We start from the raw sequence: 13,945 nt of genomic DNA, 5'->3' as shown, positions 1-13,945 counted from the left end.
TATGGCAGGCGGTAAAGGGCAGATTAGCGATGAACTCCGGGACAAAATGGCCCCGCTTATCCCGGAACACAAAACCCGCCATCCTCCGGGTACGCGCCGAAAACGTGTTGATAATCGGGCCGCAATGAACGCCATTTTCTTCGTCCCCAGCACAGCCTGTCAGTGGAATGCACTCAATGCCACAGGGATAGGTTCATCAGCTTCTGCGCCCCGGCGCTTCCGGGAACGGAGAGACGCAGGTGTCTTCGGGCGTTTCTGGCAGAACGGATTACTGGCCTGTGAGCACCCGGACGGCACGGACTGCTCATGGTTGTCGGTGGATGGCGGTATGACAACATCACCGCTGTCCGGGACAAAAAACAGGACGCTACCCCACGGACACAGGGACACAGGGACACAGGGACACAGGGAAACAGGGAAACAGGGAAACAGGGAAACAGGGCGTAAAGCCCAGTCTGATGACAGACGCCGGCGGGCTTCCTCTGCCACGGGTCGTCGCAGCAGCAGACAGGCATGACATCAAACTGGTGGCGGACACACCCGGTGCTTTTCAGACGGGATGCCCGGGGCAAAAACCCGGACTCTGCCCGGACAAAGGCGACGGAGCGCCCGGGCAAAACAGACCGGTTGGGCCGTCGTGACGAGCCTTATATCCCGCCCCGTAAAGAGGAATATGAGGCCAGCAAAACCACGAGCTTCAGGGTCCGTCGCCGGGCAGTCGGGAGGAGGCACAGCCGGATGAACCGGTTTCGCCGGACCCTGACCCGACGGGGAAAGACGTCTGAGAATGACGGGGCCCTGTTGCATTTTCCTGTGGTCTTATTGTCTGGAATAAAGCCATATTGAGACAGGCTCTTACTGTTTCCTATCAGTTAATTTTTCATTTTTTAACCACTATTTAATTAATCACCAGGATATATTATTTGAAATGATCTTCTATAATGATCAGTTTACATTATGAGCGAATAGAGCTTAGAGGTTTCAGACATGCAGGGGCAAAGGCATACCCTCATCGCAGTGGCATTGGTTGGGGTTGTGGTGACAGCGGGCTGTGCTTCTGTTGTGTTGGGTCATAAACCCAGCGCAGGTGCGTTATGGAACATCGTTAGTCAGAAATGTGTACCAAATCAACAAAAAAATAACAATCCAACACCGTGCCGTATCGTCGATCTTCGCTATGATTACGTGGTGCTGAAAGATCAAATCGGTCCATTGCAATTTCTGCTGATCCCGGTTGAAAAAATCACCGGGATTGAAGATCAAAAGTTACTTCATCCTGCTACCCCTAATTTCTTTGCCGAAGCTTGGCGTTCTCGTCATTACATGACGGAGAAACGCGGCCAGCCGATCAATGACAGCGCCGTATCCTTAGCGGTTAATTCGCTACGTGGTCGAACACAAGACCAGCTGCATATTCATATTTCCTGCCTGCGTCCGGATATTCGCCGCCATCTGGACACGCTGGCTTCAACATTAAACAGCAAATGGCAGTTTGCACAACTGGGAGAACATCAGTACCAGGTTCGCACCCTCACGGGCGACGAGATGCAAAAGAGCAGCCCGTTTATCCATGTTGCTAACGAGCTGCCCGGCGCACGGGAAGAGATGTACAAATATGGGATCGCGGTTGCTTCATTACCGGATGGGCGTCGTGCCATCATGGTTATTAAGCGTAATCTGTTGCTGCTGAACCGAGGTTCTGCGGAAGAGCTACAGGACCACAGTTGCAGCATCCTTAAATCATAATGCCGGGTGTTTAGTGGTGGCTGGCCTGATCGGTTTGTCGTCTGAATAGCGTGCGGTAGCAATCCATGCCGCACAAAACAGCGTCAGGCGGGCGAAGAAATAGAAAAAAGCCATTAGCCCAAGTACCGATCCAAAAGCCGCGCCAGAAGGTGAAGAGGCCAGTTTGGGGAGCGTCAGCGTCATAATAAACTTGATGACTTCGAAACCTATTGCGGCAAGCAGTGTGCCACGAAAGAGTGCTTTCTTACGCGGTTTGTGGTGGGGCAATATCCAGAAAATCCACAGGAACAGTAAGTAATTAGCCATAATTGATATGGATAGTGCGATGAGTGTCATCACCGGTCGTAGCCACTCAATACCTTCCAAACCCAGCGCCTGTACGATGGTCGCCTGAGCTGCTCCGGCAATGGAGGTCAGCGAAAGCGTCACTATCAGTGCGATGACCAGACCAGTAAGCGAAATAAAATCCCGTGAGTACTTAAACCAGACTTTCTCCTGATCCTGTTTATTACGTTCCCAGACGTCACGTGATTGCGCGAGAATGGCTTCGCGCAAATTGCCCATCCAGCTGATCCCGGAATAAAGGGCAATAAGCAGGCCAGTGAGACCAACAGTGGTGCGCTGCTCAATGGCTGTTTTCACCGTATTTTTAAGTGTTGTAGCCAGCGTTGGATCGCTGATGCTGTTGACGATCTTATTGATCAGCTCCGTCAGTAGATCCTGGTCAGATGCGAGCACAAACCCGACTGCAGCAAAAGAAACCATGAGAATTGGAATGAGTGAAAGAAAGGAGAAATAAGTGATTGCGGCGCCAAACTGGCTTCCCAGACGGTCATTAAAACGTTCGCCTGCACGAATAAAATGCGCCACCGCATGGATTGCCTGAAATCGGGCAATCAGTTTTGAAAAACGACCGATGGACTTGTCTATGATCTGATTGCCGGTCCTGATATCAATAAGCGGTTTTTCGTCCGGATGCGGAGTGGGGGGCCGTTTAGTTTCTGTCATGTGTACTAGCTCAGACCTGATCTGACAGTTACCGGTTATTTATACAGGTGTCTGTCAGATTACATCTGGTTCAGATTTTTTTCTGCCCAGACTCGTTTACCATCAAGTAACGTGGCCATTGGCGTACGCCCGCAGCACATTTTTCCCTGATGAGTTCGCTCATTATTGTAATGCCACAACCAGTTGTCCAGATCCGTTTGCAGGCTCTCCAGGTCTTCGTATAACTTCTTACGGAACGTAACCTGATAAAAATCCTGCAAAATAGTTTTATGGAAGCGCTCGCAGATGCCGTTCGTCTGCGGAGACATCGCCTTCGTTTTTGTATGGTCGATATCGTTGATGGCCAGATACAGCTGGTAATCATGCTGCTCCACCTTACCACAGTACTCCGTTCCCCTGTCGGTCAGGATCCTCAGCATCGGCAGTCCCTGAGCCTCGTAGAACGGCAGTACGCGATCATTGAGCAGGTCTGCGGCGGTGATCGGCGTTTTACTCGTATACAGCTTGCAGTGTGCCACTTTCGAGTACGTATCCACGAACGTCTGCTGGTAGATACGACCCACACCTTTCAGATTGCCCACGTAGAAGGTGTCCTGCGACCCGAGATAACCCGGGTGAGCAGTTTCGATTTCTCCGCTGGCCTCGTCATCGTGGGCCTTCTTCTCCAGCGCTGCGATTTGAGCGTCGGTAAGCACGATGCCTTCTCTGGCGACCTTTTCCTCAAGTGCCTTCAGGCGTTTACGGAAGTTCTCCAGGTCGTGCCGTTGCCAGATGGAGCGCACGCCGCTACCGGAGATAAACACGCCTTTTTTACGCAGCTCATTACTGGTCCGGTGTTGCCCGTGGGCCGGGAACTCAACGGCATATTCAACAACAGCGCGTTCAGTGGCTTCGTCGGCGCGGTTCTTCAGGTTGGGGACGCGGCGGTTCTGGTTAATCAGCGCATCGATGCCGCCTTCAGCAGCCAGTTCCTGATAACGGTAAAACGTGTCGCGTGACACGCCCATGATCTTGCAGGCTTTTGATACGTTACCGAGTTCTTCGGCGAGATTGAGCAGGCCGGCTTTGTGTTTGATGATGGGATTGTTAGTATGAATCATGAGAGTTACCTCGCGTTTTGTTTAAGGATTAGACACCCATATCAAAACCGGTAACTCTCAACCTTTCAAGGTCCAGTGTCAGATCAAGTCGCGACTAATACATGTCATGCAACCTTCCTGGATTTGTTTTGTAAAAGAGCATCAATAAATTATAACCTGCCGCTCCACATGTGTAGCATTGCATGGCCAGTCAATTAAATTTTTCATGCCATTCAGCACGCTCACCGTCTGTCGACCGATCCGCACGCTGTCTGCGTCCCGCGTAACGCTTAAGCGTCCGGCGCGTTGCAGCCGTGTTCCCTGGCGGACACGATAATCATGTTTGATCCCCCAGGCTTCCAGATAGCGCACCAGACAGGCATTGGCGCTGCCTGTTACCGGATCTTCAATAAGCGCATCTTTTTCGGTGAACAGCCCACGAACTTCGTACTGTTCATCGGCATCCTGAAGTGGCCCAAATGGCATCACGTCATTGACATGTACCTTGCGAACCAGCCGTTCGAATTCCACGACGTTGGGCTTGACGTATAGGAAATTGAAACTATTTCTGCGCTGGAATGAACTGACTAAAATTCAACCATCATTAGATTCGTATGCTGCAGGGTCTGTCTGCTCCCCGCAACCTGGTGAAGATTTGTGCTTTTCCAGGTTGTTTTTCAGGCTGCCAGCGTGCGCGAAGCGGATCTTCCCTGCATCAGTCCGGGATGTACCTCATCAGGCTTATCTCCCGCGCGTGGATTTTCAGCCCTGCACATTCAGACCCGTAACCGCACGGTGGTACGCCATTCGCCCGCCGCACAGCACACATTCGAACGGGTCTCGCCGCAGGAACTGCTTACTCATCTGCGCGTAGCACACCTTTGCCACCGGCTCCGGCTTTTCCATCCCCGGCGCGCTGCAGACCACCGGCAGCTTTTCTCCGCACACCCTGTTGGCCAGAAAACCAAAATAGCGCACCATCCGGAAGAACTTCTCCGGGATGTGCTGTTTCAGCCGTGCCACTATGTCACGCCGCGTCAGCGTTTCCGTCGCCTGCTCACCGGTGTTGTGGTCATGGTGGCGGAAGCTCAGCGTGGCTCCGCCGGCGTAGTGCGCCAGCCGGGAGCCCGCTACAGGCGGTTCTTTCAGGTGGCGGCCCGGGTATTTCACGGTGTTTTTGCCACCGGCCGTCTTTTTTGACATGTACACGTGCCAGTAATCGCCTCCGGCGGTCAGCACCAGGCTGTGCCACTGTGATTCGGTGGTGATGTGGCTCAGGGAAGGCGGCAGCGCAACGCCTTCATACCAGACGTCCGGCAACAGCTGCCAGATATTCCACATCCATCGGGCGCGCATGGCATCCTTACGGAAGCTGATTTTTTTCCACTTTCCGTGCTCGTTGATACCGCCGCAGGTGACGGAGACGTGCACATGGGGATGCCAGTTGAGTCGCCGGCCGTACGTATGGATGGCGCAGAAGATAGCGATATCCCGCCCGCGTTTTCCGGCAGCAAACAGCAGGTTATCGACGGCCAGCCGGCAGAGGTCGTTGAGCAGCCCGCGGTTAACCTCAAGCAGGGGCCACAGCGAATCGGGGAGGGTGAAGACGAGATGTATCCAGTCGCAGTCCGGCAGACGGTTAAGCCGGGCGGCAATCCACAGGACGGTGGCCTTTTTCCCGCAGGAGGGGCAGGCCCGGCTGTGGCAGGCGTTGGTGATGTATCTGACATGCCGGCACCCGGGATTATCGCAGCCATATTCCTTCACGCCGTTGATGCGGGTGCCGCAGGCGAGCATTTTGGTGACGGCCCCGACCTCGATATCACACAGCCCGCCGGCATCCAGGAAGGAGGTCCAGCACGGGTTGGCCGTAAAGAGTTTTTTAAGTGGTCGCGGGGTAAAACCGGACAGCACGGGACAGATTGAGCTTCAGTTGTCTGCAGACGGGCAAGCGCGGCGGTGTCGCCCCGGCGCTCCAGTATAGACCTGGCGACCATAACAGGCGGCGGGTCCATGGGTTTGAGCATCTTCATCCAGTCCCATTCACGCTGAGAGAGCTTATCGGCGGCAACGGAGAGCAGGATGGTATCGATGCTTTTACGGGTCATCATGGGGAAGGCTCTGAGCAAAATATGTAGTCAGATCATACATATCTCACTCAGCGTATGGTAACTACGGGCCTGGCAGACGGTCATGTTTTTCAATTTGCAGCCGTCAGGCTGTCCTGTTCACCGCCAGTACCGCTGGCTGATTTCATTGGAATCAGTAACCAGCCGATGCCCATATCTGCGACCATTATCGGCAGGTCAGAGTCCAGCTCATCGCTATTCAATGCACTGTTCGGGGGCATATCATTAAATTGAGTGAGCCCGGCATCTGGTACAGCAAAGGCTAAGGTGTTGTTAGCAGAAATCCGTACGCTCACCAGACCATGTGCACACTGCTGAATGATTTTACCGGAGCGCTGCAAAGAAATTCCGTCTTCCAGCAAGGCATGAGCGGTGTCCAATGTTGGATGCCCCGCGAAAGGTAATTCAAGTTCAGGAGTAAGAATTCGTACCCGATAGTCAGCGGTGGGGTCGTTGGCGATAGCACAAAGGTGATTTCCGATAAATTGGTCCAGCGTGCAATGGCTTTCATTTGTTCATCGCTTAAGTCATCAGCATCAAGCACTACCGCCAGCGGGTTACCGTTTAGCGGGGAAGAGGTGAAAACATTTACTTGCTTGAAACCACGTAATCGCGTCATTGTGAGTATCCTTGCCATGGTCCGTTGCAATGGGTTTAAGTATTGATAACCTTAGCCTGAAAAAAGTGACAACCTTATGCTAAAGATATTAGGACGAGATTCATCAATCAACGTCAGAAAAGTATTGTGGCTGTGCGAGGAACTGGATATTACCTATCGGCGCGATGACTGGGGTGACGGCTTTAAATCACCTCAGGAAGTCGCATTTAAAGCCATGACCCCTAATGCGCTCATCCCGGTTATCCTGGAGGATGATTTTGTCTTATGGGAGTTCAACGCAATTATCCGTTATCTGGCTAATGCGCATGGTGGTGGCTGGCTTTATCCCGAGCAGCCACGCGCCCGTGCACCAGTCGATCAGTGGATTGGTGGACAGGCGACTCCTCGGCGACCAGGTTCCGCAGTGGATCGCCTCTGCCAGTGTGCTGCCAGCTGTTGATAGCGTGTGGATTCCTGTAGTTCGTTGATGGACACAATTGCTCCCTGAGGTAATGGGACAATATTTAAAAATACATTTTTGTATCCATGACAGTAGTGAATTTCTGAATCTGTTTCCATCGCTGTGCAACCTGTATTATGTCACGGTCATGTCCATTACACCTGGCCCTGACAATCTGATGCTGGCAACCTCGGGCGTTAATTTTGGTATGCGGCGAACTTTGCCTGTGGTGATGGGCGTTTTGTTCGGTTGTGCGATTCAAACCGCTATTGCGGGCCTGATGTTGGATGTGCTGCTTCAGTGGATGAGTGCGGTTCGGCTACCGCTGGCGCTGTTGGGATGTACTTATTTACTGTGGCTGTCATGGAAAATTTTCCGTTCAGGCGCACCTGAGATGCAGGGCAAAGCCCCACCCATGACCATGCTGGGCGGAATATTATTCCAGGCTGTTAACCCTAAAGCCTGGTTGATAGCAATCAATGTTGCGCTGATGTATAACTCAAACAATGGCATTCTGACGGTCGCGTTGGGTTTTATGGCGCTTAATTTACCTTGCATTATAGTCTGGGCGGTGATGGGGATCGGATGGGGCGTCATTTACAGCTACCCTGGAAATTGCGGGCGTTTAATACCTGTATGGCATTGTAGCTGGTCGACACCACGCTGTGGACGCAGGGGGAAATGGCCTGGAAGCAAGAAAGGGTGATGACTATCCGACCTTTCTTGCATCAGCCTGCCGAAGGCTATTTACCGATAACGGCCTCGCGATCGTCTGAATTTTCATCATTTGCAGCAGAAGATGGCGTATAGTCAAGTTGCAGAATACGGCTGGTTTCTGCCAGCTCGTGCTCGGTCGCCGCGATATTACCGTTAAGCTTCTGGTCATAGGAGGGAATAATAGCTTTCAACTTTTGCTGCCATTCCGTGCTGTGGAATTTATCCTTAAACACTTTATTCATCAGATCAAGCATGATGGGCGCTGCGGTTGACGCACCCGGAGAGGCACCCAGCAGTGCAGAAACCGTGCCATCCTCAGAGGTCACTACTTCCGTTCCCAGCTTAAGCACGCCGCCTTTTTTCTCATCTTTTTTAATGATCTGCACCCGTTGTCCGGCTTTTACCCGCCGCCAGTCTTCTTTTCGCGCTTCAGGAAAATATTCCTGCAACGCTTTAAGCCGCGCGTCATCGGTCAGCATCATCTGGCCCACCAGATATTTTATTAAATCAATGTTGCCCAGGCCAACGTGCATCATTGGCATCAGATTGGTCGGCGTGATAGAACCAAACATGTCCCACAACGATCCCTGCTTTAAAAAGCGGGTAGAGAAAGTGGCGAAAGGCCCAAACAGCAGCACTTGTTTACCGTCCAGCATCCGGGTATCCAGATGAGGCACCGACATGGGCGGCGCGCCGACCGAGGCTTTGCCATATACTTTCGCCATATGGCGCGAAACCACCTGCGGATTATCGGTAACCAAAAATTCGCCACCGACAGGGAAACCGGCATAATTTTTCGCTTCCGGGATGCCTGTGCCCTGCAACAGCGTTAGCGCTGCGCCACCAGCACCGATAAAAATATATTTTGCCTGCAGTAATTTTTCATTACCGTTATTTTTCAGGTCAGCAAGAATGACGTTCCAGCTACCGTCCTGATTGCGTTTGAAACGACGTACTTCGTGGCGGGTTTGCAACGTGAAGCGTGAAGTGTTCTGCAGGGAGGCAATCAGCTGGCGGGTGATGTCGCCAAAATTGACGTCAGTTCCTGAGGAAATGCGGGTGGCGGCAACGCGCTGATCGGCATCACGGCCTTCCATCATGAGCGGCACCCATTTTCTGATTTGCTCAGTATCTTCAGAGTATTCCATTCCCCGGAACAGGGTGCTTTTTTGTAAGGCACTGAAACGTTTTTTCAGAAAGCGAATATTCTCGTCGCCCCAGACGAAACTCATGTGCGGCACGCTTTTAATAAAGCTGTGCGGGGTGTGTAACATTCCTCTTTGTACCTGATGCGCCCAGAACTGCCTGGAAAGCTGAAAGGCTTCATTGATATTGATGGCTTTTTGAATATCAACGCTACCATCGCTCTTTTCAGGGGTATAGTTCATTTCTGCCAGGGCGGCATGTCCCGTGCCTGCATTATTCCAGCCGTCAGAACTTTCCCCGGCAACATCCTCAAGGCGCTCAACCATGCTGATGTGCCAGCCTGGCTCCAGCTCCTGTAAGTAAGCGCCAAGCGTTGCGCTCATAATACCGCCGCCGATCAAAAGCACATCGACGTCATTTTTCTGATCCTGTACGGAGGTCGGGGTAAGGCTTTCGGCTGATTTTCGCATGGAGCGACATCTCCATATGTTGACGAATCAACATGTTAAACAGGTTGTACAGCCTGGTTCTCAGGAGGAATTAGTCAGGCAGTCGGAAAATATACCATTATTATTAGTAAATTAAAAAATTGTTTAAATATTAAAATTTAGAATGAAAAATTAAATAAAATCAGTAAAAGTAATGATGAGGGAGGGTTGTGTTACAAGGTGAGAGATATAGTGTATTTTGATCAATTAGTTACCTCCAATAAGAAGGTGCATCTGGTCTTTTGTAACGGGCAAAGTCGACTGCTGAATCGTGTTTACATGCATCATAAATGATTGCCCTCAGGCCTTTTTAGGTAACGGGTTGTCTGCTCAGTTTTTTGACACCTGAGGTATGAATATTTTCCGCGAGGAATCTGCTTACAGCGCAGCGCCAACGCCGTCTTTATGCGGCAAATCCTGATGATGGACAAGTGTCAAGCGTAACCAGGATAGTGGAAGATGGGTCTGAAAAAAGCATGGTTAAATGGAAAGCGTTAGCGATGAAATGAGGTAAAAGTAACCCTGCACCGTAACCGGTGCAGGGTGCGGACATCAGGCGTTTTTCGCTTTTGCCGCGGCTTTAACAATCACGGCGAAAGCATCGGCTTTCAATGAAGCGCCGCCGACCAGCGCACCATCGATATCCGGCTGTGCAAAAAGCTCGGCAGCATTCTTATCGTTTACGGAACCGCCGTACTGAATAATGACTTGGGCCGCTACGGCTGCGTCTTTTTTCGCAATATGATCGCGAATGAATTTGTGTACCGCCTGTGCCTGTGCTGGCGTGGCTGATTTGCCCGTGCCGATGGCCCAAACTGGCTCATAAGCAATCACTACGCCATTGAATGCGTCGGCACCTTGCGTATTAAGCACGGCATCGATCTGACGGGCGCACACTTTCTCTGTTTTACCGGCTTCGTTTTCTGCTTCGGTTTCACCGATACACAGTACCGGAATCAGGCCCGCTTCTTTTAGCACGGCAAATTTTTTGGCGATCTGCTCATCGCTTTCTTTGTGGTAGGTACGGCGTTCAGAGTGGCCGATGATGATGTACTTCGCGCCGATATCTTTCAGCATTTCAGCTGAGATTTCACCCGTGAAAGCACCAGAGAGATTTACATCAACGTTTTGTGCACCAGGCGCAATACGGCTACCGGAAATGGTGTGTTTAGCCTGATCCAGATAGATAACTGGCGGAGCAATTGCTACATCACAGCCATCAATGTTGCTCAGTTCGGTGCGCAGGTTCGCGATCAGTTCGTTGACCATATGCTTGCTGCCATTAAGCTTCCAGTTACCCATTACTAACGGATGTCGCATTATTTCCTCCACGCTTCGCGCGATACGGTTAAATTAGCCTGCCTGAGCAGCGTTATCAGCCAGACAGTATAGAGGTCAAAACTTCCGAAGGCTTTGCTTTTTGTCATTTCTGCACGGAAGTCAGCCGTTGTTCATGGCCAGTTTAATTGGCTCAATGGCAAAGGTCAGCCCCTTGTCGCCGTTGTCAGCAACCACGTAGCGGACAGCGCCTTCGCTCCGGGAAAAATAACGTTGCCCTTTGCCCGTGTTCAACAAGGCATCGAGCCTTTTCAGGCTTTGTTCTTCATTTAGCGTTGGTTCAAAAAAACGTTCCAGTGCGGCCATATAGGCGCGTGCAATATCGCGAGTGCTTTTTTCTTCCGGTCCGGGGATAGGCAGCCAGGTTATCTGCAATGTTTTAATCTTTCCTGTGCCTGGCTCAAGTGCGGTCGAAGAGTAGATATTTTCGTTGATCTTGCTGGCAGCACGGTTCAAATTACTTTTGTCCTCACGGTTGTCGATCACCCGATATTCTGGGATCGGTAAGGTGGGATTACTGGCATTGTACTTTTCCCGAAATTTACCGATAGTCATATCAAAGGTGGGCGCACCGGGTAAAAGGTAAGGGGCGGTCGCCACAGGTTCAGCCCGTTCCTGCGGAGCGGTCTCTGCCCTGGCAGGTACGGCAGTCAATATGCTGAATGATATCATGCTCGTGAAAAGCGTTTTTTTCATTTTCATCTGCCCTGATCTGTCTGAGTAACGGAAGATTAGAGCGGACATTTGCTGGCAAAGTCAAAGAATGACGTTGTTTCTGGGATAAAAATGACCTTACAAGCGTGGTGTTTTTCATATCGGGGAAGACCTGGGCGGCGCGACCTCTGGGTTTGGCTGGCAATGATGGCCGTGCTGTTTGTGCTGGCGTCCCAGGAGTGGATAAGTGCGCATACTGCCGCATTTTGCGTGGTCAGCCTGCTGTGGCCAACCAGTGCCGTGGTGGTGAAACGCCTTCATGACCGCAATAAGCCAGGCTACTGGGGGTATTTTTACGGATAGCGGCCTGGATGTTGATGGCTGGCAACTGGGAAATGATGCCGGCGAACTGGCAGTGGGTGTCTGGCCGTTTTATCCCCACGTTGATTTTGGTGACGATGATGGTGGAACGCGGCATGTTGCCCGGAACCCGGGGTAATAATCGCTTCGGCACGGCGGGTCAATTATTCCGGTCGAAACACGCCTGATTACCAATAGTGTTCGCTGGTCATATGCCCCGGTTTGCGTTTAAGGTGCTTTCTCATCTGATGCGTATCTTTCAATAGCTGCTGCGTATCCCTGACCATCTGAGGATTACCACATAGCATAATATGGCTCTGCTCTGCTTCAATAGGCAGCCCGACTGCGGCTTCAAGTTCACCGCTGGCAATCAGTGCCGGAACACGTCCGGTAAGCGAACCTGTGGCCTCTTCTCTGCTCACCACCGTCTGAATACGTAACTGGCCGTTATAGCGCTGTTGCAACTGCTGCATAAGCGGCAGATAGCTCAGGTCCTGTGCGTAGCGCGAGGCATGAATCAATACGATGTTTTCAAAGCGCTCCAGGCCTTTTCCTTCCTGTAATATTGACAGATAAGGCCCGATAGCCGTCCCGGTAGCCAGCATCCACAGCGTTTTACAGGGAGGAATTTCATCCAGTACAAAGAAGCCTGTGGACGCTTTGGTGATCGACACCTGCTGGCCGGGTTGTAGCTGGTGCAAAAAGGGGCTGAGTTTTCCTTGCGGCACATTGACGATGTAAAACTCCAGGTACGCATCGCTGGGTGCATTGACAAAGGAGTACGCCCGCTGCACCCGTTTTCCCTCTATTTCCAGCGACAATTTGGCAAACTGGCCAGCGATGAAAGGATCTATGGGGGCAGTGACAATAAGGCTGAATAAACTGTCCGTCCAGTTTTTCACTTCTTTGATGCTTGCATTAATCCATTCGGCCATAACAACTCCTTAGTTAGTTTAGTCGGGCTGGCTGTCTATCTATCTTCGCGACTGTAGCGGCATTTTTCCAGTGGGCTTCGGCTATAAAGTTCATATGGACAAATCGTCGCTGTCTGTCCTCTTCGGTGGTTATGCCAGCTTGTGCGCGTTCTGTCCGCATGAAAAAAGGCATTGCCCGGCGGCTCACAGAATATAGGGGTGCAGGCTGTCATCTTTGCGGTCAAGATAATGCACTGACTGAATGCGACGAATGGTGCGGGATTTGCCGCAGATCAACAGCGTTTCGGTGGTGGCCATATTGCCCTTGCGGGTAATGCCTTTGAGCAAATCGCCACTAGTTATGCCGGTGGCAGAAAAAATAACATTATCGCTACGCGCCATCTCACCCAGTTTAAGCACGTTGCCTGCAGTGATGCCCATTGCGACACAGCGCTGCAGCTCCTGCTCACCTGTCGCTCGATTTTCCGCCGTGTCTCCCTTAACGTGATGGCGGGCCAGCAAACGAGCCTGCATATCGCCATCAAATGCGCGAATCACCGCGGCGGAAACTACGCCTTCCGGTGCGCCGCCAATACCATAAAGCACATCCACTTCACTTTCCGGCATACAGGTCAGAATGGAGGCGGTGACATCGCCATCTGGAATAGCAAAAATGCGCACGCCGAGCTGCTTAAGCTTTGCAAGCACCTCATCATGGCGAGGTTTTGCCAGGATCGTTACGGTTAATTCTGACAGCGGTTTCTGCAATGCTTCAGCGATACGTTGCAGATTATTCCCCAGCGGCAGAGCCAGATCGATCGCACCTTTGGCACCTGGCCCGACGACCAGCTTCTCCATGTACATATCCGGCGCATTGAGAAAACTGCCTTTATGGCCCACGGCCAGCACGGCCAATGCGTTCGCCTGTCCCATCGCCGTCATTCTTGTACCTTCAATTGGGTCAACAGCAATATCAACGCTGTCTCCTTTGCCCGTGCCAACTTTTTCACCGATGTAGAGCATGGGCGCCTCGTCAATTTCCCCCTCGCCAATCACGATCTTACCATCGATATCCACCTTGTTAAGCATGATGCGCATGGCATGAACGGCCGCACCGTCGGCGGCGTTTTTATCACCGCGTCCCAGCCATTTGTAGCCTGCCAACGCTGCTGCTTCTGTTACGCGTGAAAATTCAATAGCGAGTTCTCGTTTCATGATTTGCTCTGGAGTAAAGAGTGGGGCGGGGAGTGTAACACAGTGGGCAAAAGGGAGGAAAAAGCCCGCGATGTCTGGCATCGCGGGAAGAAG

General features: G+C 51.7%; 11 protein-coding genes and 6 pseudogenes. 6 read left to right on the top strand and 11 right to left on the bottom strand.

Features of this window, described 5'->3' with window-relative positions:
- Position 1: 1 nt before the first annotated feature.
- The 3 genes and pseudogenes from LU633_RS26370 to LU633_RS24020 form a co-directional block, all read left to right on the top strand.
- Positions 2-359 (top strand): annotated as a pseudogene (locus LU633_RS26370) (transposase); the annotation flags it as partial.
- 154 nt (positions 360-513) lie between these two features.
- On the top strand, positions 514-846 hold the full coding sequence (locus LU633_RS26365) for a hypothetical protein (protein ID WP_407646976.1): 333 nt from the start codon (positions 514-516) through the stop codon (positions 844-846).
- Between the two features lie 141 nt (positions 847-987).
- Positions 988-1,746: a CDP-diacylglycerol diphosphatase gene (locus LU633_RS24020; RefSeq protein ID WP_016191282.1), complete on the top strand. Its 759-nt coding sequence runs from the start codon at positions 988-990 to the stop codon at positions 1,744-1,746.
- Here the strand turns inward: LU633_RS24020 and yhjD are convergent.
- The 6 genes and pseudogenes from yhjD to LU633_RS23990 all read right to left on the bottom strand — a co-directional run.
- Positions 1,741-2,754, bottom strand: a complete 1,014-nt coding sequence (gene yhjD / locus LU633_RS24015) for an inner membrane protein YhjD (protein ID WP_016191281.1) — start codon at positions 2,752-2,754, stop codon at positions 1,741-1,743. The two genes, LU633_RS24020 and yhjD, sit on opposite strands and share 6 nt — an antisense overlap.
- A 59-nt stretch (positions 2,755-2,813) precedes the next feature.
- The gene (locus LU633_RS24010) at positions 2,814-3,854 is read right to left on the bottom strand and encodes an IS481 family transposase (protein WP_046371813.1); all 1,041 of its coding nucleotides are present in this window, start codon (positions 3,852-3,854) and stop codon (positions 2,814-2,816) included.
- Between the two features lie 141 nt (positions 3,855-3,995).
- On the bottom strand, positions 3,996-4,364 hold the full coding sequence (locus tag LU633_RS24005; RefSeq protein ID WP_016191280.1) for a PhzF family phenazine biosynthesis protein: 369 nt from the start codon (positions 4,362-4,364) through the stop codon (positions 3,996-3,998).
- A gap of 184 nt (positions 4,365-4,548) precedes the next feature.
- A protein-coding gene (locus LU633_RS24000; RefSeq protein WP_233481976.1) for an IS91 family transposase occupies positions 4,549-5,747 on the bottom strand; the annotation gives its coding sequence in 2 pieces (ribosomal slippage) (positions 4,549-4,604 and positions 4,604-5,747; 1,200 coding nt in all).
- Positions 5,748-5,764: 17 nt separating this feature from the next.
- A pseudogene (locus tag LU633_RS23995) lies at positions 5,765-5,944 on the bottom strand (hypothetical protein); the annotation flags it as partial.
- Between the two features lie 131 nt (positions 5,945-6,075).
- Positions 6,076-6,581, bottom strand: a pseudogene (locus LU633_RS23990) (PhzF family phenazine biosynthesis protein); the annotation flags it as partial.
- Positions 6,582-6,657: 76 nt separating this feature from the next.
- On the opposite strand from LU633_RS23990, the pseudogene LU633_RS23985 reads away from it, so the two are divergent.
- Positions 6,658-6,963, top strand: a pseudogene (locus tag LU633_RS23985) (glutathione S-transferase N-terminal domain-containing protein); the annotation flags it as partial.
- 205 nt (positions 6,964-7,168) lie between these two features.
- Positions 7,169-7,668: pseudogene (locus LU633_RS23980) on the top strand (LysE family translocator).
- A gap of 95 nt (positions 7,669-7,763) precedes the next feature.
- Here the strand turns inward: LU633_RS23980 and mqo are convergent.
- The 3 genes from mqo to LU633_RS23965 all read right to left on the bottom strand — a co-directional run bounded on the left by mqo (position 7,764) and on the right by LU633_RS23965 (position 11,405).
- On the bottom strand, positions 7,764-9,353 hold the full coding sequence (gene mqo / locus LU633_RS23975; RefSeq protein ID WP_016191277.1) for a malate dehydrogenase (quinone): 1,590 nt from the start codon (positions 9,351-9,353) through the stop codon (positions 7,764-7,766).
- A gap of 570 nt (positions 9,354-9,923) precedes the next feature.
- Positions 9,924-10,691, bottom strand: coding sequence for a triose-phosphate isomerase (gene tpiA, locus LU633_RS23970; RefSeq protein WP_016191276.1), 768 nt, complete (start codon positions 10,689-10,691; stop codon positions 9,924-9,926).
- A 120-nt stretch (positions 10,692-10,811) separates the two neighbouring features.
- Positions 10,812-11,405, bottom strand: a complete 594-nt coding sequence (locus tag LU633_RS23965; RefSeq protein ID WP_016191275.1) for a DUF1454 family protein — start codon at positions 11,403-11,405, stop codon at positions 10,812-10,814.
- 90 nt (positions 11,406-11,495) lie between these two features.
- Here LU633_RS23965 and LU633_RS23960 point away from each other — a divergent pair.
- Positions 11,496-11,911 (top strand): annotated as a pseudogene (locus tag LU633_RS23960) (DUF805 domain-containing protein).
- Here LU633_RS23960 and fpr read toward each other — a convergent pair.
- Together fpr and glpX are read right to left on the bottom strand one after the other, a co-directional pair.
- A complete protein-coding gene (gene fpr / locus LU633_RS23955; protein ID WP_016191272.1) occupies positions 11,912-12,658 on the bottom strand; it encodes a ferredoxin--NADP(+) reductase in 747 nt (248 codons plus the stop codon). It lies immediately after the preceding pseudogene.
- A gap of 183 nt (positions 12,659-12,841) precedes the next feature.
- Entirely contained in the window at positions 12,842-13,852 is a 1,011-nt protein-coding gene (gene glpX, locus LU633_RS23950) for a class II fructose-bisphosphatase (RefSeq protein ID WP_016191271.1), read from the bottom strand.
- Positions 13,853-13,945: the final 93 nt, after the last annotated feature.

Origin of the sequence: Erwinia tracheiphila, from assembly GCF_021365465.1 — a bacterium.
Lineage (GTDB): Bacteria > Pseudomonadota > Gammaproteobacteria > Enterobacterales > Enterobacteriaceae > Erwinia > Erwinia tracheiphila.
The sequence above is the reverse complement of the archived record's forward strand: the minus strand, read 5'-3'. Positions and strand labels throughout refer to the sequence as shown.

What these genes read in the sequence shown, in the direction of transcription:
- LU633_RS26365 (WP_407646976.1), top strand. Translation starts at nt 514, where the DNA reads ATGACATCAAACTGGTGGCGGACACACCCGGTGCTTTTCAGACGGGAT.
- LU633_RS24020 (WP_016191282.1), top strand. Translation starts at nt 988, where the DNA reads ATGCAGGGGCAAAGGCATACCCTCATCGCAGTGGCATTGGTTGGGGTT.
- yhjD (WP_016191281.1), bottom strand. Translation starts at nt 2,754, where the DNA reads ATGACAGAAACTAAACGGCCCCCCACTCCGCATCCGGACGAAAAACCG.
- LU633_RS24010 (WP_046371813.1), bottom strand. Translation starts at nt 3,854, where the DNA reads ATGATTCATACTAACAATCCCATCATCAAACACAAAGCCGGCCTGCTC.
- mqo (WP_016191277.1), bottom strand. Translation starts at nt 9,353, where the DNA reads ATGCGAAAATCAGCCGAAAGCCTTACCCCGACCTCCGTACAGGATCAG.
- tpiA (WP_016191276.1), bottom strand. Translation starts at nt 10,691, where the DNA reads ATGCGACATCCGTTAGTAATGGGTAACTGGAAGCTTAATGGCAGCAAG.
- LU633_RS23965 (WP_016191275.1), bottom strand. Translation starts at nt 11,405, where the DNA reads ATGAAAAAAACGCTTTTCACGAGCATGATATCATTCAGCATATTGACT.
- fpr (WP_016191272.1), bottom strand. Translation starts at nt 12,658, where the DNA reads ATGGCCGAATGGATTAATGCAAGCATCAAAGAAGTGAAAAACTGGACG.
- glpX (WP_016191271.1), bottom strand. Translation starts at nt 13,852, where the DNA reads ATGAAACGAGAACTCGCTATTGAATTTTCACGCGTAACAGAAGCAGCA.